At 68.8% G+C, this 23,280-nt stretch carries 15 protein-coding genes; 5 read left to right on the top strand and 10 right to left on the bottom strand.

Going from position 1 to position 23,280, the window contains the following annotated elements:
- The first annotated feature begins 62 nt into the window (after window positions 1-62).
- Complete coding sequence (locus AC3WOS_RS23175; RefSeq protein WP_492718950.1) at window positions 63-209, top strand: hypothetical protein; 147 nt, start codon at window positions 63-65, stop codon at window positions 207-209.
- 33 nt (window positions 210-242) lie between these two features.
- On the opposite strand, the gene rraA is transcribed toward AC3WOS_RS23175, so the two are convergent.
- Both rraA and AC3WOS_RS23165 read right to left on the bottom strand, forming a co-directional pair.
- Window positions 243-737: a ribonuclease E activity regulator RraA gene (gene rraA / locus AC3WOS_RS23170; RefSeq protein ID WP_492718948.1), complete on the bottom strand. Its 495-nt coding sequence runs from the start codon at window positions 735-737 to the stop codon at window positions 243-245.
- A 36-nt stretch (window positions 738-773) separates the two neighbouring features.
- Window positions 774-2,021 (bottom strand): MFS transporter, encoded by a 1,248-nt coding sequence (locus AC3WOS_RS23165; protein ID WP_492718947.1) that lies wholly within the window; start codon window positions 2,019-2,021, stop codon window positions 774-776.
- Window positions 2,022-2,126: 105 nt separating this feature from the next.
- Between AC3WOS_RS23165 and AC3WOS_RS23160 the strand changes: the two genes are divergently transcribed.
- The gene (locus AC3WOS_RS23160; protein ID WP_492718946.1) at window positions 2,127-2,924 is read left to right on the top strand and encodes an AraC family transcriptional regulator; all 798 of its coding nucleotides are present in this window, start codon (window positions 2,127-2,129) and stop codon (window positions 2,922-2,924) included.
- Between the two features lie 70 nt (window positions 2,925-2,994).
- On the opposite strand, the gene clpB is transcribed toward AC3WOS_RS23160, so the two are convergent.
- The 7 genes from clpB to AC3WOS_RS23125 all read right to left on the bottom strand — a co-directional run bounded on the left by clpB (window position 2,995) and on the right by AC3WOS_RS23125 (window position 14,619).
- Window positions 2,995-5,583, bottom strand: coding sequence for an ATP-dependent chaperone ClpB (gene clpB, locus AC3WOS_RS23155; protein WP_492718944.1), 2,589 nt, complete (start codon window positions 5,581-5,583; stop codon window positions 2,995-2,997).
- 103 nt (window positions 5,584-5,686) lie between these two features.
- The gene (locus tag AC3WOS_RS23150; RefSeq protein ID WP_492718942.1) at window positions 5,687-6,157 is read right to left on the bottom strand and encodes a molybdenum cofactor biosynthesis protein MoaE; all 471 of its coding nucleotides are present in this window, start codon (window positions 6,155-6,157) and stop codon (window positions 5,687-5,689) included.
- Window positions 6,154-8,748 carry a DUF349 domain-containing protein gene (locus tag AC3WOS_RS23145; protein WP_492718941.1) on the bottom strand — a complete coding sequence of 865 codons (2,595 nt, stop codon included), beginning with the start codon at window positions 8,746-8,748 and terminating at the stop codon, window positions 6,154-6,156. The genes AC3WOS_RS23150 and AC3WOS_RS23145 overlap by 4 nt, the downstream gene beginning before the upstream one ends.
- 74 nt (window positions 8,749-8,822) lie before the next feature.
- Window positions 8,823-9,527, bottom strand: coding sequence for a hypothetical protein (locus tag AC3WOS_RS23140; RefSeq protein WP_492718939.1), 705 nt, complete (start codon window positions 9,525-9,527; stop codon window positions 8,823-8,825).
- A gap of 165 nt (window positions 9,528-9,692) precedes the next feature.
- A complete protein-coding gene (locus AC3WOS_RS23135; RefSeq protein WP_492718937.1) occupies window positions 9,693-12,320 on the bottom strand; it encodes a bifunctional acetate--CoA ligase family protein/GNAT family N-acetyltransferase in 2,628 nt (875 codons plus the stop codon).
- Between the two features lie 53 nt (window positions 12,321-12,373).
- Window positions 12,374-13,375 (bottom strand): DUF2804 domain-containing protein, encoded by a 1,002-nt coding sequence (locus AC3WOS_RS23130; RefSeq protein WP_492718935.1) that lies wholly within the window; start codon window positions 13,373-13,375, stop codon window positions 12,374-12,376.
- Entirely contained in the window at window positions 13,372-14,619 is a 1,248-nt protein-coding gene (locus AC3WOS_RS23125; protein WP_492718933.1) for a winged helix-turn-helix domain-containing protein, read from the bottom strand. The genes AC3WOS_RS23130 and AC3WOS_RS23125 overlap by 4 nt, the downstream gene beginning before the upstream one ends.
- 252 nt (window positions 14,620-14,871) lie before the next feature.
- Here AC3WOS_RS23125 and AC3WOS_RS23120 point away from each other — a divergent pair, with 252 nt between their 5' ends.
- The 3 genes from AC3WOS_RS23120 (at window position 14,872) to AC3WOS_RS23110 (ending at window position 22,956) form a co-directional block, all read left to right on the top strand.
- Window positions 14,872-17,511, top strand: coding sequence for a sensor domain-containing diguanylate cyclase (locus tag AC3WOS_RS23120; protein WP_492718931.1), 2,640 nt, complete (start codon window positions 14,872-14,874; stop codon window positions 17,509-17,511).
- 127 nt (window positions 17,512-17,638) lie between these two features.
- A complete protein-coding gene (locus AC3WOS_RS23115) occupies window positions 17,639-18,997 on the top strand; it encodes an exonuclease SbcCD subunit D C-terminal domain-containing protein (RefSeq protein ID WP_492718929.1) in 1,359 nt (452 codons plus the stop codon).
- A 14-nt stretch (window positions 18,998-19,011) separates the two neighbouring features.
- Window positions 19,012-22,956, top strand: a complete 3,945-nt coding sequence (locus AC3WOS_RS23110) for an AAA family ATPase (protein WP_492718927.1) — start codon at window positions 19,012-19,014, stop codon at window positions 22,954-22,956.
- A gap of 54 nt (window positions 22,957-23,010) precedes the next feature.
- Here the strand turns inward: AC3WOS_RS23110 and AC3WOS_RS23105 are convergent, their stop codons facing one another.
- Window positions 23,011-23,169, bottom strand: a complete 159-nt coding sequence (locus AC3WOS_RS23105) for a hypothetical protein (protein ID WP_492718925.1) — start codon at window positions 23,167-23,169, stop codon at window positions 23,011-23,013.
- Window positions 23,170-23,280 lie beyond the last annotated feature (111 nt).

Raw genomic sequence — 23,280 nt, 5'->3', positions numbered from 1 at the left:
CACATAAGCAAAATAAATCCACTAAAAATCAATGGCTTAATAAAATTTTTTCAGGATGTGACATGAAATTTCTTCTCATGAAAGCAGATGATGCCGCAAATCCACACTGCATTTCGCAATATGAAACGCACTTCTCGCCTAGTGAAAAGATAGTGGGAATCAACGGGCCAGCAGCCCTGGACGGAGCTTACCGCCCCACCAGCCGTTGAGGCTTGTTGGGCGGCAAGACCAAGATGGATGCCTTACGCCAGTTTTTGTTGCGCCACAAGCACGCCGTCCGCATCCACGTAGATCCAGTCGCCCGGATGAACGGTCACGCCGGCGATCTGGACCCGGATATCGCGCTCGCCCGCGCCCCGCTTGCTGCTCTTTTGCGGATGGGCGCCCAGCGCCCGCACCCCGATGGCGCAGGCGTTGATTTCATCCGTATCGCGGATGCAGCCATCGACCACGATGCCGGCCCAGCCGTTGTCCTGGGCCAGCAGCCCCAGCTGGCCGCCCACCAGCGCGCGGCGCAGGCTGGCCCCGCCGTCGATCACCAGCACGTTGCCGTTGCCCGGCGTCTCCAGCGTGCTGCGCACCAGGGCGTTGTCCTCGAATACCTTGAGGGTGGTAGCGCGTCCGGCAAAGCGCACATGCTGGCCGTAATGGCGGAACACGGGCGGCAGCACGGCCAGGCGGCCGTCTTCCAGCATGGCGGCATTGTCGTCGCACAGATCGGTGGTTGCAAAACTCATCGTCATTTCCACAGGGTAGTTAAGATGGCGACCATTCTAAGCCGTTTGCAAGCGCGGCGGGCGAACCTGGCCGCCCACGCCCAGCGCCGTGACGATCACCAGCGCCTGGAACACGGCGATGCCGACGAACACGCCGGCCGGATGGCCGCCGTCCATCAAGGCGCCGAACAGCAGCGGGCCCAGGGCCAGGCCGCTGTCCAGGCCCGAATAGACCACGCCGAACACGCGCCCCGTGGCATGGGCCGGCGCCGCGCTCCGTATCATCAGGTCGCGCGAGGGACCGGCCACCCCTGTCACCAGGCCGATCAGCCCCATCAGCACCAAGGCCGCCCAGCCCGGCAAGGCGGCCGTGGCCAGCACCAGCGCCAGCAACGCGGCCAGCCCGAAGGCCAGCATGATGGCCCGTTCATGGCGCACCGATCCCGCCCCCAGGAAGCCGCCATACAAGGTGCCGAACGCCGACGCCACCATGTAGGCCGTGTAGCCGGACGCGGCCCAGGCCAGCGGCATGCCGTACAAGGTCACCAGACTGGTGACGGCGAACGACTGGATGCCGGCCAGTGCGACGGCGGAAATGAGGAAGAAGGCGAAGCACAGCCACACCACACGCAGGCGCAGGAAGGCGAACGAGCTTTCCGTCGCCGCGCCCGACACGGCGGCAGCGGCCGGCATGGAGCGCAGCGCGTGGCGCTGCCAGACCAGCAGCGCCAGCACGGCGCACGGCACGGCCGCCGCGCACAACAGGGCCGTGCGCCAGTCGGTATGGCTGGCGATAAAGGTCAGGAACAGCGGCGACACGGCCCAGCCGATATTGCCGCTAATGGCATGCACGGAAAAGCCGTGTGCCAGCCGGCTGCGCGTGACGTGTTCGTTGAGGATGGTGTAGTCGGCCGGATGGAACACGCTGTTGCCGCAACCGGCCACGAAGGCGCCCAGCATCAGCATGGCATAGCTGTGCGCGCCCGACAGCAGCAACGCGGACAGGCCCAGCAAGCTGATGCCGCCGAACAGCACGCTGCGCGCGCCCAGCCGGTCGACAACGAAGCCGGCCATGGCCTGCCCTACCCCGGATACGGTGAAGAACACCGTCATCAGCAAACCCAGCTCCGCATAGCTGAGCTGGAAGGCCGGCTTGAGCCAGGGGATCAGGGCGGCCAGGATCACATGGTAAAAGTGGGAGGTGCCGTGCGCCAGGCCCACCAGCCCGATCACGCGCGCATCATGCCGCAGCGTGTCGGCGCCTTCGCGGCTGGCAGGGTTGGCGGAGTGGGTATTGCTAGCCATGTTGTCGCTCCAGTTACAAAAAAAGTAAGCCAGTGTAAGCAATCGGCGCGCGTCTGATTTAAGATAGCAAGACAAACTTTGTCGAAAAACCGCCAACCATCCATCATGGCCATTCCCATCGCCACCCACACCCAGTTCAACTGGCATTGCAACTTCCCCACCCCGGAACGGCCCGTCACCCTGTCCGGCCGCAACCTGCAGGCCGATGCCACGTTGCTGCCCCACTCCCATCCGTGGGGCCAGGTGACATATGCGCTGGAAGGCGTGATGCGGGTCACGGCCAACGCCAGCAGCTGGATCGTGCCGCCGCTGCGGGCCATCTGGATACCGCCACACGTGGAGCACGCCATCACGGTGCTGGAAAATACCCGGCTGCGGCCCCTGTGCGTGCATGCGGAGCGCTCGCCGTTCCCCGGCCACCTGTGCCAGGTGCTGGAAGTGTCGAACCTGCTGCGCGAACTGATCGTGGCGCTGGAACAGCATGACCAGGACGAACAGTCCAGGCGCGAATCACTGCTGGGGGAATTGATACTCGACGAGCTGGCCCGCTCGGCCACCCGCCCCATCCGCGTGCCGCTGCCGGAGGACAAGCGGCTCAAGGCCCTGTGCGCGGCCCTGATCGCCGCGCCGGGAACGGAACTGACACTGAAGGATTGGGCCGCCCAGGTGGGCGCTTCGGAGCGCACGCTGGCGCGCCTGTTCGAGCGCGAACTGGGCATGGGTTTCGGCCAGTGGCGCCAGCAGGTGCGGCTGGCGCACGCCGCGCCCATGATCGCGCGCGGCACGCCGCTGCTGCTGGTGGCCCAGGAATTGGGCTACACCAGCCAGTCGGCGTTTTCCGCCATGTTCAAGAAGACCTTTGGCTGCTCGCCATTGGCCTTCTTTGCCGACCAGCAGCCGTAAAAAAAACCGCCACCGGCGCCGGCGCGCGGGTGGCGGGTGGCGGGTGGCGGCTGGCGCTACACCGGTAGCCTTACTGGTTGGCCTCGAACACCAGCTCGCCGTTGCGGGCGTCGATCCGTATCGTCTCCTTGGGCCCGAAATTGCCTTGGAGAATCAACTTGGACAGCGGATTTTCGATCTGCTGCTGGATCGCCCGTTTCAGCGGACGGGCGCCGTACACCGGATCGTAGCCCGCTTCCGCGATCTTCTGCAGGGCGGCCGGGGTGACCGTGAGCGCCATTTCCATCTTGGCCAGGCGGTCTTCCAGGATCTTGAGCTGGATCTTGGCGATGGCGCCGATGTTCTTCTCGTCGAGGCCGTGGAACACGACGATCTCGTCGATACGGTTAATGAACTCGGGCCGGAAGTGCGACCGTACCTCGGCCATCACCGACAGCTTGATCACGCCCGGATCGGCATCCTCCATGGACTGGATCTTATGCGAGCCCAGGTTGGACGTCATGATGATGACCGTGTTCTTGAAGTCCACCGTGCGGCCCTGGCCATCCGTCATGCGGCCATCGTCGAGCGCCTGCAGCAGCACGTTGAACACGTCCGGGTGGGCCTTCTCCACCTCGTCGAGCAGGATCACGCTGTACGGTTTGCGCCGCACGGCTTCCGTCAGGTAGCCGCCCTCGTCGTAGCCCACGTAGCCGGGCGGCGCGCCGATCAGGCGGGCCACGGAATGCTTCTCCATGAACTCGCTCATGTCGATCCGTATCATCGACTCTTCCGTGTCGAACAGGAAGCCGGCCAGCGCCTTGCTCAGCTCCGTCTTGCCCACGCCCGTGGGCCCCAGGAACATGAACGAACCATATGGACGGTTGGGGTCCGACAGGCCGGCGCGCGAGCGGCGGATGGCGTCGGCCACGGCGGAAATGGCTTCGTCCTGGCCCACCACGCGTTCGTGCAGTTTTTCCTCGATGTGCAGCAGCTTGTCGCGCTCGCCCTGCATCATGCGCGACACGGGGATGCCCGTCGCGCGCGACACCACCTCGGCGATCTCCTCGGCCCCGACCTGGGTGCGCAGCAGCTTGGGCTGGCCATCCTTGCCGGCGGCCGCGCCGCTGTCGGCCTGCTTGAGCTGCGCTTCCAGCTCCGGCAGGCGGCCGTATTGCAGCTCGGAGACGCGCTGCCAGTTGCTCTCGCGCGTGGCCTGCTCCATCTGCAGCTTGATGCGCTCGATCTCTTCCTTGATGTGGGAACTGCCCTGCACCACGGCCTTCTCGGCCTTCAGGATTTCCTCGTAGTCGGCCAGCTCGCGGCCCAGCTTGACGATTTCCTCCTCGATCAGGCCCAGGCGGCGGCGCGAGCCTTCGTCCGTTTCCTTCTTGACGGCTTCCTTCTCGATCTTGAGCTGGATCAGGCGCCGTTCCAGCTTGTCCATCACCTCCGGCTTGGAGTCGATCTCGATCTTGATCTTGGAGGCCGCCTCGTCGATCAGGTCGATCGCCTTATCGGGCAGGAAGCGGTCCGTAATGTAGCGGTGCGACAGCTCGGCCGCCGCAATGATGGCGGCGTCCGAAATGGCCACCTGGTGGTGCAGCTCATACTTGTCCTGCAGGCCGCGCAGGATGGCGATGGTAGCCTCCACGGTGGGCTCGTCGACCAGGATCTTCTGGAAGCGGCGCTCCAGCGCGGCATCCTTCTCGATGTACTTGCGGTATTCGTCGAGCGTGGTGGCGCCCATGCAGTGCAGCTCGCCCCGCGCCAGCGCCGGTTTCAGCATATTGCCCGCGTCCATCGCCCCTTCCGCCTTGCCGGCGCCCACCATGGTGTGCAGCTCGTCGATGAAGACGATGGTCTGGCCTTCGTCCATGGCCAGTTCCTTCAGCACGGCCTTAAGCCGTTCCTCGAACTCGCCGCGGTACTTGGCGCCAGCCAGCAGGGCCGCCATGTCGAGCGACAGCACGCGCTTGCCCTTGAGCGAATCGGGCACTTCATTGTTGACGATGCGCTGGGCCAGCCCTTCCACGATGGCGGTCTTGCCCACGCCCGGTTCGCCGATCAGCACCGGGTTGTTCTTGGTGCGGCGCTGCAGCACCTGGATGGCGCGGCGGATCTCGTCGTCGCGCCCGATCACGGGATCGAGCTTGCCGGCGCGGGCGCGCTCGGTCAGGTCCAGCGTGTATTTTTTCAGCGCTTCGCGCTGGCCTTCCGCTTCCTGCGAATCGACCTTGTTGCCGCCACGGACGGCGGCGATGGCAGCTTCCAGCGCCTTGCGGGTCAGGCCATTCTCGCGCGACAGCTTGCCGGCGTCGGACTTGTCGTCCGTCAGCGCCAGCAGCACCATTTCGCTCGAGACGAACTGGTCGCCCCGCTTCTGCGATTCCTTGTCGGCCAGGTTGAGCACGCCCACGAATTCGCGGCTCACCTGCACGTCGCCGCCCGTGCCCGACACCTTGGGCAGGCGCTGGATGGACGACTTGAGGGCATTGGCCAGGCCGTTGACGTTGACGCCGGCCCGCTGCAGCATCGAACGGGCGGCGCCGTCGTCCTGGTTCAGCAGGGCCGTCAGCAGGTGCACCGGTTCGATGTAGGGATTGTCGTTGCCGACGGCCAGGGATTGCGCATCGGCCAGGGCTTCTTGTAACTTGGTAGTGAGTTTGTCTTGCCGCATGGGAGTGCTCCAGATAATTTAACTTACCGTCCAAGTTGGGCTTGGCCGTCCGTTTTCAAGGAGACTCCTAATTATTTAAACAATCAATGATCCAGGTCAAACGTTAGCGAATGCGCCATTTATCGAGCGCCGTTTCGTCCGTCACGCGGGCGTCGACCCAGCGCGCGCCGTCCGGCGTCTGTTCCTTTTTCCAGAACGGCGCTTCCGTCTTCAGGTAGTCGATGATGAACTCGCAGGCCGCGAACGACTCGCCCCGGTGGGCCGAAGTGACGGCCACCAGCACGATCTGCTCCATCGGCTTGAGCGGCCCCACGCGGTGGATCACCAGCGCACCGAAGATGGGCCAGCGTTGGCGGGCCTGCTCGATGATGGCCGAGATCGACTGTTCCGTCATGCCCGGATAGTGTTCCAGCTCCATCTCGGCCACGGCCGCGCCCTCGTTCAGGTCGCGCACCGTGCCGACGAAGGTCACCAGCCCGCCCACACCTGCCTGGCCGGCGCGCAGGGCCGCCACTTCGGCCGTCAGGTCGAAGTCGGCCTGCTGGATGCGCACTTCGCTGCGAAAGCCCGTCATGCCGCCTCCGACGCGCCGATGCGGCGGAACAGGGTTTCGATACGGCTGGCCGTGCGGGCGTCGGCCAGGGCCGGCATGGCGCACAGCTGCAGGAACTGGGCGGCCTGGGTCTGCGGCTTGTGGCCGGACTTGAGCGACGACTGCAGCACCTCGACCTGCATCTTCAGGCGCTCGCGCGCAAACTCGGCGCCGCTGTCCACGCCGGCCACGATTTCCAGCCGCAGCACCTCATCCAGCAGGCGGGCGCGGTTGGCCTCCAGCGTGGCCGTGTAGGCGCCGCGCTGGCTGTCCAAAGCCGCCAGGCCGGCCGCCAGGCGGCCGTGCAGCGTCTTGTCGTACTCGGCCGCCAGCGGCGGCAAGCCTTGCCAGCGCCCTTCCCATTCGGCGCCGTCCAGCGCGTCGCCGCCGGCGATGGCCTGTTCCAGCGCCTGGCACAGGCGCAGCTTGTCGCGCAGCGCATTGGCCTGGGCCGCGCCGGCGCGGCGCTTGATGGCGTCGGCCTGCGACTGGACGGCCGCCACGGCTGCCTGGTAACGCTGGCTGATCTTCTGTTCGCTGGCGCGCGGCACCGCGCCGGCGCCGTGCCAGGCGGCGGCCGTTTCGCGCAGCAGCTTGGTCATGGCGGCCAGCTGGGCCTTCTCCTCGCCGCTGAAGGTGGCCGTTTCCAGCGCCGCGCACAAGTCCTCGCGCGCGTGCAGGTGGACCTTGCGTTCATGGTCGGCCGCGTGGGCGCTTTCCTTGCGCTTGGCGAAGATGGCGTCGCAGGCGGCCCGGAAGCGCAGCCACAGGGCCTGTTCGGCCTTGCGTTCCAGCGGCAGCGCCCTGGCCTGCTCCTGCCACCGTTCCTGCAGGTGGCGCAGCTGGTCCAGCGTGTGGCGGTCGCCCGGCTGCAGCCGTTCCACGTCGGCGATCAGCTGTTCGCGCCGGCCCATTTCGATCTCGCGCTGCTCCGACAGGGGCGCCAGCAGCAGGGCCAGGGCCTGGTCGAAGGCGGTGTCGAGCTTCTTCTTATCCTTGCGGTCGATGGCGCCCAGCCGGCCCCACACTTGGCGCAGGCGCTGCGCGGCGGCGGCGATGTTCTTCCATTCGGCACCCTCGCGCACGCTGGCCGCCATGGACTGGGTTTCCTCGATCAGGGCCTGGGCCTTGGCGGCGTTGTTATGACGCTCGTCGGCCAGATGCTTGAAGTGGGCCGCGGCCGGCGCGTAGGCGGCCGTGCAGGCGGCGTCGAAGCGCTCCCACAGGCTCTTGGGCGCGTGGCCGGACACGGCGTCCAGGCCCTTCCACCGTTCGCGCATGCTGCCCACCTTCTTGGCCAGCTCGCTCATGGACAGGCCCAGGGCCGGCAATTCCTCCACCGCCTTGACCAGTTCCTCGCGCGACACGTTGCCGCCCCAGCGGGCCCAGTTGGCCAGCCGCTTCAGTTCGGCCCGCACGTGGGCCAGGCGGTCGGACTGGGCCGGCGTCAGGCGCCCGCCCTTGTGTTCCTTGAGCCATTTGTCGTGCTCGGAGGCGGCGTGCAGCAAGCCCTGCTCGAGCGCCGCTTCCATCGCGGCCAGCGTGTCGAGGAACTGCTGGCCGACCTCCTTGGGCGCCTCTTTCGGGTTCGCCTTGCGGGCCGACGGCTGGGCCGGCTGCTCAGCCTTGTCAGCTTGGCGGGCTGGCACGGGCTTGCCGGCCGGCGCCGGCAGAGTGGCCAGCACAGCGTCCAGCCCGGCCTGCAGGGCCGTGGCCAGTTCGCCGGCCGGTACGCGCGGCAAGGCTTGCCAGTCGCGGCGTATCTGTTCGCCGTCCAGCGTGGCCGGGTCGGCCGCCTGCCAGCCGGCCAATGCCTGCTGGCGGGCCGCCACGGCGGCCTGGTGCTGCTCCAGCTCGGCCACGACGGCGCCGGCCTGTTCCAGCGCCGTGCCGTAATCGCTCAGCAAATGCCGGGGCAAGGCGGCCTGTTCGGGCGCAGCGAGGAAGGTGGCCTGGGCCGCCGTCAGCCGGGCCAGCGCGGCTTGCGCGTCGGCCGGCGCCAGGGCGGCCGACGGCAGGCGGCGCAGTTCGGCCAGGGCGTCGATGATGGTACGCTGCAAGGTCACCTGGGCTTCCAGGCGCTGCGCCAGGGCGGCCCGTACGCCGTCGAAGGCGGCGGCCAGCTCGGGACCGGCGGCCGTGACGGCCCACTGGCGGTCCAGCTCGGCCACCTGGTTGGGCGTGAGCTTGTCGTCTTGCAACAGTCGCTGGGCGCTGGCGATGCAGGCCTGGGCCTTCTCCTGCTCGGCCCGCTGGTAGCGGATGGCGTCCAGCCGGCCTTGCATCAGCTTGGCGACCCGGCGGTCCGTGTTGCGCATGGCGTGCAAGACTTGCTCGAGCTGGGGCTGGGAATGCACGTGTTCGGCGGCGGCCAGGCGTACGCCGGCAAATTCGCTGTGCAGTATCAGTTCGACGGCGGCCGTTTCATCGCCGTTCAGGGCGCGGGCGCGTTCGGTCTGCTCGTCACGGCGGGCGGCGCTCTGGGCGGCGGCGGCGCCCTGCTCGGCGACGGCCATGGCCGCCGGAGCGTCGTCCGGCTTGTCGCCCGCGCGCTTAAAGAGGAATTCGAACATGGTGGGCTTTGCTATCTGGTGGGGGCTAAAACCACCATCATAGCAAAGCAGACAGATTTTGCTCGCGCGGCGGCCTAGCCGGCGCGTACGCGGTGGCGCAGGCGGCGCTCCGGCAACTGCCGCAACAGGGGTGGCAGAGCCTGTTCCGCGTCCAGTCCGGGCAGCGGCAACACGGTCAGGGCGGGGATGGCGATGCCGTCATCGGGACTGCCGTCGCCCTCCCAGGAGACGACGGGCCGGCTGTCGGCCAGCGTCAGGGGCCGGGCGCGCCTGACCTCCTCCAGCTTGGCGTCATGCAGCAGGAACTGGTTGGCGATGGCGAACCAGGCGTCGCCGCCAATGGCGCTGCGGGCGATGGCGAACAGTTCCAGTTCCTCCTTTTCCAGCCGCTCCAGCAGGGCCGCGCAGAAGGTGTCGATGCTGTTGCAGATCTGGTCCACCTGGGCTTCGTTGCCGTCGGCCAGGCTGCCCATGCGGGCCTGCATGGCGCGGATCTCACCCAGGGCCGACTGGTTCAACCGGTTCAATTCCTCGATCAACTGGTCGGCCCGCTCGGTGGCCTGGCGGATGGCCGGTATCAGATACATTTCCGTCTTGCGCCAGTTGCAGGTTTGGTACAAACGGTTGAGCATCTCGCACGCATATTCGAGTTGCCCGATGGTAAGGCTATTCTGCTGCAACAGCGTGGCGCGCACGTGGTGCTGGAACGATTGCAGACTGACCCGCACCTTGGCTTGCTCCACGGATAGAGCAACCAGAGTGTAAGTGGCGGTTAACATGTGTCCCCCCGGCTGACCGGTCCCGCGTGACGCTGGCGCGGGTTATTGTTGTCTCGGAATTATTGTCTCGCGGAACCGCAAAGGGGGCGGCAGCGTCAAGCGAGGAATACCAGTGTAAAGAATTCCGACAACGGCGTCTTGTGCAATATCAAATGCTGCGCCGCATCAGTGCGCGCCCTGCAACGGCAGGCGCAGGTTGACCATGCCCGCCTCCGCATGGGGCAGCACGGCGCCGCCGAAGTGGCGCACCAGGTTCTGCACACCGTTGTTTTCCGACAAAGCCTCGCCGCTCAGTTCGGCCGTGCCCCGGCTGCGGAAATAGTCGACCAGCTTCTGGAACAGGATGCGGCCCAGGCCCAGCCCCTTGAGGTCGGAGCGCACGATGATGGCAAATTCGGCGCTCTGGTTGTCGGCGTCGACCACGGCCCGCACCACGCCCAGCGTTTCGGGCTGGCCGCCGGCGCCGGCGGCGGTGGCGATGAAGGCCATGGCGCGGTCGTAATCGATCTGGGTCAGGCGCGCCAGCTGGGCCGGCGGCAAATCGCGCATGGCCGAGAAGAAGCGCAGCCGCACGTCGTCCGGCGCCAGCGCGCGGAAGAACTTCAGGTGCTGGGGCGCGTCCTCGGGCCGGATCGGGCGCAGCACGATGGTGCGGCCCTGCCACGCCAGTTCCTGCTCCAGTTCCTGCGGATAGGGGCGGATCGCCATGTTGTCCGTGGCGCGCGGCGGCGCCAGCCGGATGTCGGCGTCCAGTGCCAGCACGCCGCCGGCGTCGGCCAGCAGCGGATTGATATCGAGTTCGGCCAGCTCCGGCAGGTCGGCCACCATCTCGGCCACCTGCACCAGCGCGCGGCCGATGGCCTCGGCGTCGGCCGGGGCGTGGTCGCCGTAGCCGGCCAGCAGGCGCGCCACCCGGGTGCGGCCCACCATGTCGCGCGCCAGCACCATGTTCAACGGCGGCAGGCCGGCCACCCGGTCGTCGGCCACCTCGGCCGCCGGGCCGCCCTGGCCGAACAGGATCACCGGCCCGAACACGGGATCGGCCCGGACCCGGATCGCCAGTTCCTGCGCCTGCGGCCGGCGCGCCATCTGCTGCACGGCGAAGCCGGGACCGGCCTGCGGCCGCAGCCGCCGCACCCGCTCGCGCATGGCGCCGGCGGCCGCCGACAGCATGGCGTCGTCCTCCAGGTCCAGCACCACGCCGCCCACCTCGGCCTTGCGGCCGATATCGTGCGCGCCGGCCTTGAGCGCGACCGGATAGCCGATGCGGCGCGCCGCCGCCAGCGCCTGTTCCACATCGGCCGCAAATTCCGTGGCCGCCATGGGAATGCCGTAGGCGGCCAGCAGCGCGCAAGTGTCGCGCGCATCGAGCGCCGTGTGGCCGGCCGCCAGCGCCGCCGTCACCAGTGCCTGGGCCGCGGCCCGCTGGGGCGCGGCGGCGGCCGGCACCCGGGCCGGCACTTCCATCAGCAGCTCCTGGTTGCGGCGGTACTGCACGCTTTGCAGGAAGCCGTGCACGGCCTTCTCGGGCGTGTCGTAAGTGGGCAGGCCGGCGTCGCTGAAGCGCTGGCGGGCGGCCGCCACGGAACGCCCGCCCAGCCAGCACGAGAGCACGTTGCGGCTGGCCGCCTGCAGCTGCGGCGCCAGCGCCTCGGCGATCAGGGCGCTGGGCACCATGGCCGTGGGCGCATGCAGGAACAGCAAGGCGTCGGCCTGCGGCTCGTGCAGCAGCGCCTCGACGGCGCCGCTGTAGCGTTCCACCGGCGCGTCGGCCAGCAGGTCGACCGGGTTGGCCTGCGGCGCCTGCACCTGGCGCAGCCGCTCCAGCGTTTCCGGCGACAGCGTGGCGAGCCGGGCGCCGCCCGTCTGCAGGGCGTCGGCCGCGATCAGGCCCAGGCCGCCGCCGTTGGTCAGCACGGCCAGCCGCTCGCCGCGCTGCTGGCGGGTGCGGGCCAGCGTCTCGACGGCGTCGAACAGGTCTTCCGTCGAATACACGCGCAGCATGCCGGCGCGGCGGATGGCCGCGTCGAACGCCAGGTCGGCCTCCGGCTCCGGGTCGCGGCCCACCTTCAGCACGATCACCGGCTTGCCGCGCGCGGCCAGGCGCCCGGCCGACATGAACTTGCGGGCGCAGCTGATCTGCTCCACGCACAGCAGGATGGCACTCGTGTCGTTGTCGGCCGCCAGATAGTCGAGCAGGTCGCCGAAATCGACGTCGGCGCCCTCGCCCATGGCGACAAAGGTGGAAAAGCCGATGCCGCGCAGGCTGGCCCAGTCCAGCACCGCCGTCCCCAGCGCGCCCGACTGCGACACGAAGGCGAGCTTGCCGGCCGCCGCGCCCAGGTGGGTGAAGCTGGCGTTCAGGCCCAGCGCCGGCACCTGCAGGCCCACGCTGCCGGGACCGAGGATGCGCAGCCGGTGCGGCCGGGCCGCCTCCAGCATGGCCTGGCGCACGCTGCGCCCGCCCGCGCGGTGCGCCCCCAAGCCGGCCGTCATGACGATGGCGGCGCGCGTGCCGCGCGCACCCAGGTCCGCGATCAGGCCGGCAATGGTGGCCGGCGGCGTGCACAAAATGGCCAGTTCCGGCGCCGCCGGCAGCGCGCCCGGCTTGCCGTAGCACGGCAGGCCGTGCAAGCGCTCGTGGCGGGGATTGACGGGCCACAGCGCGCCGCCGTAGCCGCCTTCGGCCAGGTTGGCCAGCACGCGGGTGCCGATGCGCTGCGGCTTGTCGGAGGCGCCGATCACGGCCACCGAGGCCGGTGCGAACAGATGCTTGAGGTGTTTGATGCTCATGCTGGATTCTCCCGGCTCGCGCCGCGCTGTGCTGTGTCTGGCCTTGGTGTGCGCTACCAGCGCGAACTGTGGTCTTCCGTCACGCCCACCAGCTGGTTGACCATGCGCTTGGGCGCGTCGGGCGCCGTGCGCACCCAGCCGCTGAAGGTGCCGATCGGCTGCAGGTAGCGGCTGGCCGCCACCACCAGGTTCTTGTTCTCGCGGCGCGCCCCTTCCGGCGTGAAGAACAGTTCCAGCTGGTCGTCCTCGGTGAAGATGTGCCAGCGCGCGAGCGGGTCGCTGCTATCGTACAGGAAGTGGGCCGGTCCCAGCCCGTGCAGCTGGCCGTCCAGCCACAGGGCGTTCTCGTTGGCGCCGAAATAGCCGGCCTGCAGGTTGAAGCCCAGCTCCAGGTTGTGGGCCGAGGCCCAGCGCCAGGACGTCTCGCGCGCCAGCAGGCCGTTCGAATAATCGAAGCTGGCCACGCCGCCGGCCAGGTCGTACTCGTCGCGGAAGGTGCGCACCGTTCCCGTCACGGGCATGGCAGTGGACTTCTGGGTGGCGTGCACGGAACCGTTGGCCACGGCGCCGCAGGCCAGCAGCAGCGGCGCCGTGCTGGCGCCAGGGGCGGTACCAAACTCGGCCTCGATCTCCAGGAAATCGCAGCGCAGCGCCAGCCGGTAGCGGCCCGGCTCCGGGCTGTCGATGGCGATGTCGCTGCGGCGCGTCTTGAAGCGGCTGGCGCCGGCCGCACTATCGGCCAGCGTGGCCGACAGGCCGGGCAGGCCGTCCTGGGAGAAATTGGCCACCATGTCGCCGTCGTCGCGGTCGAAGGCGTAGGCGAAGGCGGTGCTGGTCCAGCCCACGTCGACAATGGCGACGGCGCAGAAGATGTGCTCCGTTCCCAGCGCCACGTAGTGCCAGCGCTTGTGGTGGAAGCGGCGCCACAGGGCGCCGCGGGCATGGGGCGCGGCCAGCGCGGACCAGTCGAAGCGGTCGACCTGGCCCGCGTAGCGGCCAAACAGGGGTTGGCCGTCGGGACCGAGCAGGCTGGCGGGGGCGGCGGGCAATATCATGCGGAAGCGGCTTTCTGTTCTTGGTTGATGAGGTTGAGCTGGGCCCGTAACAGCGGCGCGAAGTGTGACGGTACGGTGTCGTTCACCTGCACGGCGGGGCAGCCGTGCCAGTGCGCGCAGCGCTGCAGGGCGGCGGCCACGTCGCGCACGAAGCGCTCGCTCAGGCGCGCGCCCGGCTCCAGCGCCAGCGACTTCAGTTCGAATGTGCCGGCGCGGCGGTGCGCCTTGGCGTCCACCCGCCCCACCAGCGCGCCGCGGCGCAGGATGGGCAGCGTGAAATAGCCGTAGCGGCGCTGTTCGGCCGGCGTATAGCATTCAAGCCGGTAGTCGAAGCCGAACAGTTCCTGGGCGCGGCGGCGGTCCCACACCACCGGGTCGAACGGCGACAGGATGGTGGTCAGGGTGGGCGCCAGGGCGCCGGCGGCGGCCGCGTCGAGCAGCGCGGCGTGGTCCGGATGCACATAGACGGGGTCGTCCCAGCCGGCCACGCGCGCCTCCAGCAGCGCCCCTTCGGCCACCAGCGCCTGCGGGTCCAGGCGCGGCGGCTTGGTGCGGAAATAATCGCTGATCCAGCCGGCGCGGGCCACGCCCAGCGCCTTGACGGCCTTCAGCACCAGCGTGCGCCGGGTCTGCTCCATGGATGGCATGCGGCTGTCGTCCCAGTCCGGCAGCACCCGCTCGGCCAAGTCGTAGACGCGCTGGAAGTTGTGGCGGCGGGCGATCATCAGCACCCCGGCCGTGAACAGCACTTCCAGCGAGCGCTTTTCCGGCTTCCAGCCCCACCAGCCGCAGCTCTGGCCGTCGGTACGCTCGAAGTCGGCCGAACGGGTCGGGCCGTGGGTGCGGATGTGCGCCAGCACGGCGTCGACGTCGGCGCGCCGTTCGCGCATCCACGTCTCCGAGTACTTCCAGCCCATGGAACCGGGGTCTATCATCCTGTGCCGGTACAGTCCATAGTCCTCTACCGGTACAAAGCACGCCTCGTGGGCCCAGTATTCGAACAGCGCACCCTGCGCCAGCAGCTGCTCCAGCCACGGCTGCGGATAGTCGCCCAGCCGGCTCCACAACACCAGATAGGGACTGCGCGCGACCACGTGGATGGTGTCGATCTGCAGCACGCCCATCTGGCGGATGGCGTCCAGCACGTCGGGCTGGACGGCCTTGCGGCGGCGCGGCTGCAGCAAGCCCTGGGCGGCCAGGTGCAGGGCACGGGCGGCCGCCAGTGTCAAAGTCGGTACGGTCAAATCCTGCTTCCTCTGGTGTGGGCCGGCGGCCGCACGGCCCCCGGCGCGGTGCGCGGAACGTCTATTCTAATAAAGAAATCAACATTGCCTGTATTTTTTGTACCACCGGCGTGATGCCATGCGACACATTAATTTCCCGTGCGCGTACCCCAAGGCGGGCAAATCCGTGCAGAATAGGCGCATTCACCTTGAAGTTTGAAGTCCGCCTGGCTGCGGCATATCGCCTCCGATGCGGGGAATGCAGAACGCTCAATGACACGGATCGCCGCCCACCCTGCCCTGCGCCAACTGCGCCGTCTGTATCAGTTGATACTGCTACCGGTCTTCGCGCTGGCGCTTTTGGGCGCCATGTGGACGGCGGTGCTGTACCAGGTCGGCCAGGAGCTGCAGAATGCGCGCTTCGAGGCCGTCCAGCACAGCCAGTCGCTGGCGCGCACGCTGGCCGAGCATGCCAACCACCTGCTGCGCCAGACGGACCATGCCACCCAGCTGTTCAAGCTCAAGTTCGAGGAAACGGGAGGCGCCCTGCGGCTGGCCGAATTCAGCCGCCGCAACGGCCTGCTCGACTCGCTGCTGCCGACCCGGCTCGAGTTGCCGATGGCCCTGCTCGACGCGGACGGCAAGGTACTCGATAGCCAGAACGGCTATTTCGCCCCCGGCATCGGCCGCCAGGCCTTCTTCCGCAGCCACGCCGCCAGCGCCGAGGACACCGCCCTGGTGGCCACCCCGGTCGTCGAGCCGGCCACCAAGAAGTGGCAGATCCAGCTCTCGCGCCGCCTGAACGGACGTGACGGCAGCTTCGCCGGGGTGTTCCTCGTCATGATCGATCCGGCCATTTTCGTCGAGGACTACGATCGCCTGAACGTGGAGGACCAGGGCGCCGTGATGCTGGTGAGCCGCGACGGCGGCCTGGCCACGGGCCGCGTGGACGAACACCTGATGATCAGCGACGCGCTCGACTTCAGCACCGGCGCCGACAACCCGGACGAGCTGGTGCTGCGCCGCCCGTTCGACCGCGTCCAGCGCATCTACAGCTTCCGCGACATGCCGCGCTTCGGCCTGACGGCGGTGGTCGGCATCACCACGCGCGCGGCGCTGGCCCGTTTCGCCCGCCAGCGCAACGTGTACTACGGCGCCGTGACGGTGGCCTCGTTGCTGGTGCTGCTGTTTTGCGGGCTGCTGATGCAGCAGGCGCGGCGCCTGCGCCGCAGCGCGCGCCAGGTCAACGAGGCCCAGCTGATGCTGCGCGCGGCGGCCAACGCCAGCCTCGACGCCGTCTACCTGATGCGCGCCTGCCGCGCCCAGGAAAAGCCGTACGCCATCGTCGACTTTACCTTCGCCGACATGAACGAACGGGGCGCCCAGCTGCTGGACCGTCCGCGCGACGAGCTGCTGGGCCAGCGCGTGCTCGACGTCGTGCCGCAGCTGCGCGAGCGGGGCTTCCTCGACAAATATCAGCACGTGCTGCAGACGGGCCAGGCGCTGGAGGAGGAATACGAGGTCGACTTCCTGCCCGGCGGGGTGCGCTGGCTGCGCCACCAGATCGTCGCGATCGACAACGGGGTGGCCGTCACCACGCGTGACATCACGGCCCGCAAGGAAAGCGAACTGGCGATGCGCAAGAACCAGGCGGAACTGGCCGCCGTCAACGATGCTTCGCCACTGGGGCTGATGCATGCCGATCCCGGCGGCTACTGCACCTACGTCAACCGCAGCTTCGAGGCCATCACCGGACTGACGCGCGAGCAGGCGCTGGGCAGTGCCTGGCTCGAAGCCGTGCATCCGAACGACCGCCAGGAAATGGTGGTGTCAATGCAGCGCATGGCCGAAACGCGCGAGCCGTTCCAGGACATCGTGCGCTGCCTGCGTCCGGACGGCGAAGTGATCTGGATCTCGTTCAAGGTGGCGGCCATGACCGTCGACGGCCAGCTGTACGGCTACGTCGGTACGCTCGACGACATCACGCTGATGCGCAAGTCGGTGATGGCGCTGCGTGAAAGCGAAGCGCGCCTGCGCACCATCGCCGACACGCTGCCGGCCATGATAGCCTACATCGATTTCGAGGAAATCTACCGCTTCCACAACATCGCCTACGAACGCGAATTCAACCGCAGCGGCCTGCACGTGCAGGGCAAGAGCGTGCGCGAGACCGTCGGCGAGGAGCGCTACGCCTTCCTGGCCCCCTACATCAAGCGCGTGCTGCGCGGCGAGACGTTGCAGTTCGAGGAGGTGGACAACAGCCAGGACTATGAACGCACCTTCGAGGTGGTGTACATTCCGCAGCACGACGTGGACGGCATCACCGTGATCGGCTTTCATGTCATGCGCCAGGACATCACGGCGCAAAAGCGCGAGAAGCAGCGCCTGCTCAAGCTGTCGCAGATCGACGCCCTGACCGGGCTGACCAACCGCGCCGGCTTCCTGCAAAAGCTGCACGAGGCCATGGCCGGCTGCCGCGACAACGCCAGCATGATGGCCGTCATGTACATGGACATCGACCGCTTCAAGCCCGTCAACGACACCTACGGCCACAGCGTGGGCGACGCCCTGCTCAAGTCGTTCTCGGCCCGCCTGACCCACGCCATGCGGGCCAGTGACACCATCGCCCGGCTGGGCGGCGACGAATTCACTATCATCATGGAGCGCGTCAGCCGCACCGAGGATGCGGCCATGCTGGCCGGGAAGATCGTCAGTGCGATGCAGGCGCCGTTCGACCTCGATGGCACGGTGGTGACCGTTTCGGCCAGCATCGGCCTCACTTTCTACAGCGACGAGGACATGACGCCGGCCGAATTGCTCAACCGGGCCGACGTGCTGCTGTACGAAGCCAAGCAGGCCGGCCGCAACACCTTCCGCGCCGGGCCGCCGCAACCGGCGGTGCACGCGGCCTGAGTCACGCCGCCACCGGGCCAGCGGCGCGGCCGGTCCGCCGGCAAGGCGGGAACCGCGACTGCATCAAACCGCAACGGCCCATCTTGCGCTATATTGTGCGCTTTACCGCCCGCACCTCCCTATCTCCATGCGTCTGCTGCACACCTCCGACTGGCACCTGGGCCAGTCGCTCCACAATTTCGACCGCGCCTACGAGCACCAGTGCTTCCTGGACTGGCTGCTCGACACCATCGTCGCGCAGCAGGTCGATGCGCTGCTGATCGCCGGCGACGTGTTCGACAACGCCAATCCGTCGGCAGCCTCCCAGCGCCAGCTGTACCGCTTCCTGCAGCAGGCCAGCGAGCGCGTGCCGCACCTGAACCTGGTGGTCATCGCCGGCAATCACGACTCGCCGGGGCGGCTGGAGGCGCCCGGCCCGCTGCTCGAAGCGCACCGCACGCGGGTGGTGGGCAATGTGCAGCGCGGCGCGGACGGCATGATCGACCTGGAACAGCTGGTGCTGCCGCTCACCGGCCGCGACGGCGCGGTGCGGGCCTGGTGCCTGGCCGTGCCCTTCCTGCGCCCGGGCGACGTGCCGCGCGCGCCCGCGCTGCTGTCGGCGCCAATTGGCGATGGCGGTGCCGAATCTGGTGCCGGTGCCGAACTTGGTGCCGGTGCCGGTGCCGGAGCGGATGCGGGTGCTGGTGCTGGCGCAGCTGCCGCGACCGAAGGCGGCGCGGCGGGCGGCGATCCCTACCTGGCCGGCATCGCCCTGCTGTACCGGCAGGCGCTGGCGCTGGCCGAGGCGCGCCGCCAGCCGGGCCAGGCCATCGTCGCCATGGGCCACTGCCACATGGTCGATGGCCAGATGTCGAACGACTCGGAACGACGCATCGTCATCGGCGGCACGGAAATGCTGCCGGCCGGGATCTTCGGCCCCGCCATCGCCTACGCGGCGCTGGGCCACCTGCACCTGGCGCAAACGGTCGGCAAGCAGCAGCACGTCCGCTACTGCGGCAGCCCGATCCCGCTCTCGTTCGCGGAGGTGGGCTACCAGCATCAGGTCCTGCTGATCGACGTGAAGGGAGAGCAGGTAAGCGCCGTCACGCCGCTGCCCGTGCCGCGCGCAGTCGCGTTGCTGCGGGTACCGGCCAAGCCGGCACCGCTGGCGCAGGTGCTGGAGGAACTGGCCGCGCTGGCGCCGGCGCCGGCCGAGCTCCACGCCCAGCCGCTGCTGGAAGTGCGGGTGCGGCTGGACGCGCCCGAGCCAAGCCTGCGGGCGCGCATTGAGGCCGCCATCGATGGCAAGCCGCTACGGCTGGCGAAGATCGAAACGTCCAGCGCCGCCCGCGAACGCGACCCGCAACACCCGGCCATGACGCTGGACCAATTGGACCAGCTCAAGCCGGACGACATCTTCAAGCGCCTGTATCAGCAAAAATTCGGCAGCGATGCCCCGGCCGACCAGCTGAGCGCTTTCGCCGAACTGATGCTCCCCGGCGCCTGACCCAGCACACGACCATGAAGATACTGAAAATCGGCGGTAAGAACCTGGCCTCGCTGGCCGGTGAATTCCAGGTGGACTTCGAGCAGGAGCCATTGGCCTCCTCCGGCCTGTTCGCCATCAGCGGCCCGACCGGGGCCGGCAAAAGCACCCTGCTCGACGCCCTGTGCCTGGCGTTGTACGACGCCACCCCGCGCCTGCTCAAGGCGCTGGGCCGCAGCGTGCTGCCGGACGTGGGTGCGGAAACCATCTCGACCCAGGACCCGCGCAATCTGCTGCGCCGCGGCGCGGCCGAAGGCTATGCGGAAGTCGATTTCGTCGGCAACGACGGCGCCAGCTACCGGGCGCGCTGGAGCGTGCGCCGTTCGCGCACGCGGGCCGAAGGCGCCCTGCAGCCGACGGCCATGAGCCTGCTGCTGCTGCCGGCCCTGCAGCCGGTGGGCGGCACCAAGACCGAAGTCAAGGCCGAGATCGAAAAGCGGATCGGCCTGTCGTTCGACCAATTTACGCGCGCCGTGCTGCTGGCCCAGAACGAGTTTTCCACCTTCCTCAAGGCGGAAGACAACGAACGGGGCGAACTGCTGGAAACGCTGACCGGCAGCACCGTCTACAGCAACATCTCGATCCGCGCCTTCGAACGGGCCAAGCTGGAACAGGCCAGGCTGCAACAGCTGAACCTGCGCCTGGCGGACCAGAAACCGCTCGGCGCCGATGCGCGCGCCGCCCACGAGCAGCAATACGCCGATGCCCAGGCGGCGCTGGCGGCGCTGGACCGGCGCAAGGCCATGCTGGAACAACAGCTGCGCTGGCACCAGCAGGCCGACAGGTTGCGCACCGCCGAAGCGCAGGCACTGCAGTCGTGGCAGGCCAGCGCGGCCGAAGCGGAGGGAGCCGCGCCGCGCCGGGCAGCGCTGGCCCGTATCGAAGCGGTGCAGGCCGCGCGCCCACTGGCCGACGACATGGCGCGCATTGACGGCGACATCGCGCGCACCGGGACGGCCATCGCGGCCCGCACGGAACAAGCGGCGCAAGCCCGGCTGGCGCAGCAGCAGGCAGCGGATGCCCTGGCGCGGGCGGCGGCGCAATTGCTGGAAGCCGAACAGGCCCAGCGCGCGGCCGCGCCGCAACTGGACCAGGCCAAGGCGCTGGACGCCCGCATCGAAGCGATGATGCCGGCCTACCGGCAGGCCGCCACCCTGCGCGACAAGGCCGACCAGGCGGATACCCAGGCCGGCGACGCGCTGCGCGACAAGCAGGAACAGCGCCGCAAGCTGCAGGCGGCGCAGGAAAGCGGCGCCGTCTGGCTGCAACAGCACCAGCAATGGCAGGCCCTGGCCACCTCCTGGGAGCGTTGGGAAGTGCTGTTCGTGCAGGCCGGACAGGCGGCATCGCAAGCCGAAAAACTGGCGCGCGAGCTGACCCGCGCGCAACGTGTCGCACAGGCGCAGCGCGAACAGCAGGAACAGGCCGGCCAGCGGCTGGCCGCATCGGCCGCCGCCATGCAGGAACTGGAAACCCGGCGCCAGCAAGCCATCCGGGCGCTGGCGGCCTGCTCGGCCGGGCAGCTGCCGGAGCAGCGCCGCCAGCTCGAGCAGCGGCGCGACCTGCTGGCCAGTGCGGAAAAACTGTGGCTGGAGCTCGACGCGCGCCAGCGCCGCAGCCGCCAGCTGGACGCCCAGGCGGCCCAGCTGCACCAGGCCAAGGCCGCGGCGGAGACGCAGCTGGCCACGGCCCGCCAGGAACACGTGGGCATCATGGCCGCCTTTGCGCAGGCCGAACGGTCTTTGAAGCTGGCCGAAGCAGCCTGCGGGGAAAGCGTGGAAAAGCTGCGCGCCACGCTGGAAGACGACACCCCCTGCCCTGTCTGCGGCGCGCACGAGCATCCCTACCGGCATGACGACGGCGCCCTGCAAGCCATGCTGGCCGGCCTGCAGTCGGAAGTGGTGCGCTGCCGCGACCAGATGATGGCCAACGCCGACCGCCAAACCAGCCAGCGTGCCGCGGTCCAGTCGTGCATCGAGCAGCTGGGCGCCATCGCCGCCGAAACGCGGACCGTCCATGAGGCGCTGCAGCAGGCCGGGACGGCGTGGCACAGCCATGCGCTGGTGCGCGACGCCGGCGCCAGCCCGGCGCTGCCCGAGGAAGACCAGCGCGGCGCATGGTTCGAAACACAGCTGCTGGCCACACGCGGCGAGCTGCAGCAGATCGAACAGCAGGAACGCGCCATGCGGGCCGCCGCCGCCGCGCGCGACCAGGCGCAACTGGCCTGCGACCAGGCCGGCGCGGACCACACGCGGCTGCAGGAACAGGTCAGCACCGGGCAGGCCACGCTGGCCGGCATGGCCGCCGAACTGAAGGCGCTGGACGAGCAGCGCATCGAGGTGGCACTGCAACTGGCGGCGCTGCTCGACGACCTGAACCCGGCCTTCAGCGGCGGCGACATTCCCGCCGAGGACTGGCGCGACGACTGGCGCAGCGGGCCGGCCCGGTTTTATGAGGCACGCAAGGCCGAGAGCCGGCTCTGGCAGACGCACCACGAGGCGGCCGAACAACGCGCTGTGGCGCAGGCTACGGCCGGTGTCGAGCTGCAGGCGCTGACGGCCGCGCAAGACAAGACATCCCAGGATGCGGCCACGGCACGCCACGCCTTCAGCCTGGCCGACAGCGCGCTGCGCGCCGCGCAGGATGCGCGCATGGCGCTGTGGGGTGGCAGGGAGGTGCGCGCGATCGAACAGGCGCTGCTGGCAGCCATCGATACCGCCCGCGGCAACGTCACGGCGCAGCAGGCCGCCGGCCAGCAGGCGGCGCATAGCGCGGCGCGCCTGGAAGAGGCCTTGGCCCAGGCGCAGGCCGCCCTGACCGCGCTGCACCAGGGGGCGCGGTCGGCCTCCGCCCGCTTCGACGACTGGCTGCTGGCCTACAACCAGCGCCAGCCCGAGTCCCCTCTGGCCGATACGGCCCAGCTGCACGCGCTGCTGAATCACACGGCGGACGAGATCAGTCGCGAGCGCGCAGCCCTGCAGGCGCTGGACAGCGCGGCCGGCGACGCGGCCGCCGTGCTGCGCGAGCGCAGGGAGCAGCTGGCGCAGCACCTGCTCAACCCGCCCGCGCCGGACGAGGTGATGGCGGACAATCCGGTGGCGACAGCGGATCCGGCGGCAAGTCGGCCGGCAAGTCCGGCATCCGGTCTGGCGACGGAAAATGGCGCGATGGACGGCGCGGCAGCGGAGGCCCCGGCACGAACCATGGACCTGCCCGATGGCACGGCCCCAACCGACGCTCCCGCCGCGCCAGCCGTTCGGTTGGAACAGCGCCTGCAGGCCCTGGCCATCGAGCGCACTGAAGCCGACAACGAAGCGGCCGCCCTGCGGCTCGCGCTGGAGCAGGACAACGCCAGGCGCCGCCAGGCGCAGGCCGTGCTGGCGGAGATCGAGCAGCAGGAAGCCGTGGAGCAGCGCTGGGCGCGCATGGCCGAGTTGATCGGTTCGGCCGACGGTAAAAAATTCCGCAACTATGCGCAGCAGTTCACGCTGGAGGTATTGCTGGGCTACGCCAACGCCCATCTGAACCAGCTGGCGCGCCGCTACCAGCTCGAACGCATCGCCAATCCGGCCAATCCCTCGCTCGGCCTGCTGGTGCGGGACCAGGACATGGGCGGCGAAATGCGCTCCGTGCACTCGCTGTCGGGCGGCGAATCGTTCCTCGTGTCGCTGGCCCTTGCTCTGGGACTGGCATCGCTGTCGTCCAACCGGGTGCGGGTGGAGTCGCTGTTTATTGACGAGGGCTTCGGCAGCCTGGATGCGGAAACGCTGCGGGTGGCCATGGATGCGCTGGACGGATTGCAATCGATGGGGCGCAAGGTCGGCGTCATCTCGCACGTACAGGAAATGACGGACCGCATCGCCACCAAGATCCTGGTGCGGCCCTCGGCCGGCGGCAAAAGCGCCGTGATGGTGGAATAGGCGGGAACAGGCAAGATTCGGCAGGATTCGGCAGGAGGGCCGGCACCGGCGGGCTCACCGCTCCTGGGCGGCGGCGCGGCGCCCCAGGCGGATCAGCTCCCATCCCAGTTCGCGCCGGATCTGCTGCGGGTCGGGTGGCGGGCGCCGTCCCGTGATCTGGTTTTGCAACCACTGTCGGACGGATTCCTTGCTCGGTTGCTTGGACTGCTCCATGGCGTGACCTCTTGGGCGTGGGACTGGGGCGGCGACGCGCAATGCGTCGCCGGACATCCCTTCAACGCGACGCCATCCGTTCAGTTGACGCCCGCCGCGATCCGGCGCCCC

The organism is Rugamonas sp. FW305-51 (assembly GCF_058786935.1).
The sequence above is the reverse complement of the archived record's forward strand: the minus strand, read 5'-3'. Positions and strand labels throughout refer to the sequence as shown.

Coding starts and splice junctions, on each gene's coding strand:
- AC3WOS_RS23175 (WP_492718950.1), top strand. CDS start 63: ATGAAATTTCTTCTCATGAAAGCAGATGATGCCGCAAATCCACACTGC.
- rraA (WP_492718948.1), bottom strand. CDS start 737: ATGAGTTTTGCAACCACCGATCTGTGCGACGACAATGCCGCCATGCTG.
- AC3WOS_RS23165 (WP_492718947.1), bottom strand. CDS start 2,021: ATGGCTAGCAATACCCACTCCGCCAACCCTGCCAGCCGCGAAGGCGCC.
- AC3WOS_RS23160 (WP_492718946.1), top strand. CDS start 2,127: ATGGCCATTCCCATCGCCACCCACACCCAGTTCAACTGGCATTGCAAC.
- clpB (WP_492718944.1), bottom strand. CDS start 5,583: ATGCGGCAAGACAAACTCACTACCAAGTTACAAGAAGCCCTGGCCGAT.
- AC3WOS_RS23150 (WP_492718942.1), bottom strand. CDS start 6,157: ATGACGGGCTTTCGCAGCGAAGTGCGCATCCAGCAGGCCGACTTCGAC.
- AC3WOS_RS23145 (WP_492718941.1), bottom strand. CDS start 8,748: ATGTTCGAATTCCTCTTTAAGCGCGCGGGCGACAAGCCGGACGACGCT.
- AC3WOS_RS23140 (WP_492718939.1), bottom strand. CDS start 9,527: ATGTTAACCGCCACTTACACTCTGGTTGCTCTATCCGTGGAGCAAGCC.
- AC3WOS_RS23135 (WP_492718937.1), bottom strand. CDS start 12,320: ATGAGCATCAAACACCTCAAGCATCTGTTCGCACCGGCCTCGGTGGCC.
- AC3WOS_RS23130 (WP_492718935.1), bottom strand. CDS start 13,375: ATGATATTGCCCGCCGCCCCCGCCAGCCTGCTCGGTCCCGACGGCCAA.
- AC3WOS_RS23120 (WP_492718931.1), top strand. CDS start 14,872: ATGACACGGATCGCCGCCCACCCTGCCCTGCGCCAACTGCGCCGTCTG.
- AC3WOS_RS23115 (WP_492718929.1), top strand. CDS start 17,639: ATGCGTCTGCTGCACACCTCCGACTGGCACCTGGGCCAGTCGCTCCAC.
- AC3WOS_RS23110 (WP_492718927.1), top strand. CDS start 19,012: ATGAAGATACTGAAAATCGGCGGTAAGAACCTGGCCTCGCTGGCCGGT.
- AC3WOS_RS23105 (WP_492718925.1), bottom strand. CDS start 23,169: ATGGAGCAGTCCAAGCAACCGAGCAAGGAATCCGTCCGACAGTGGTTG.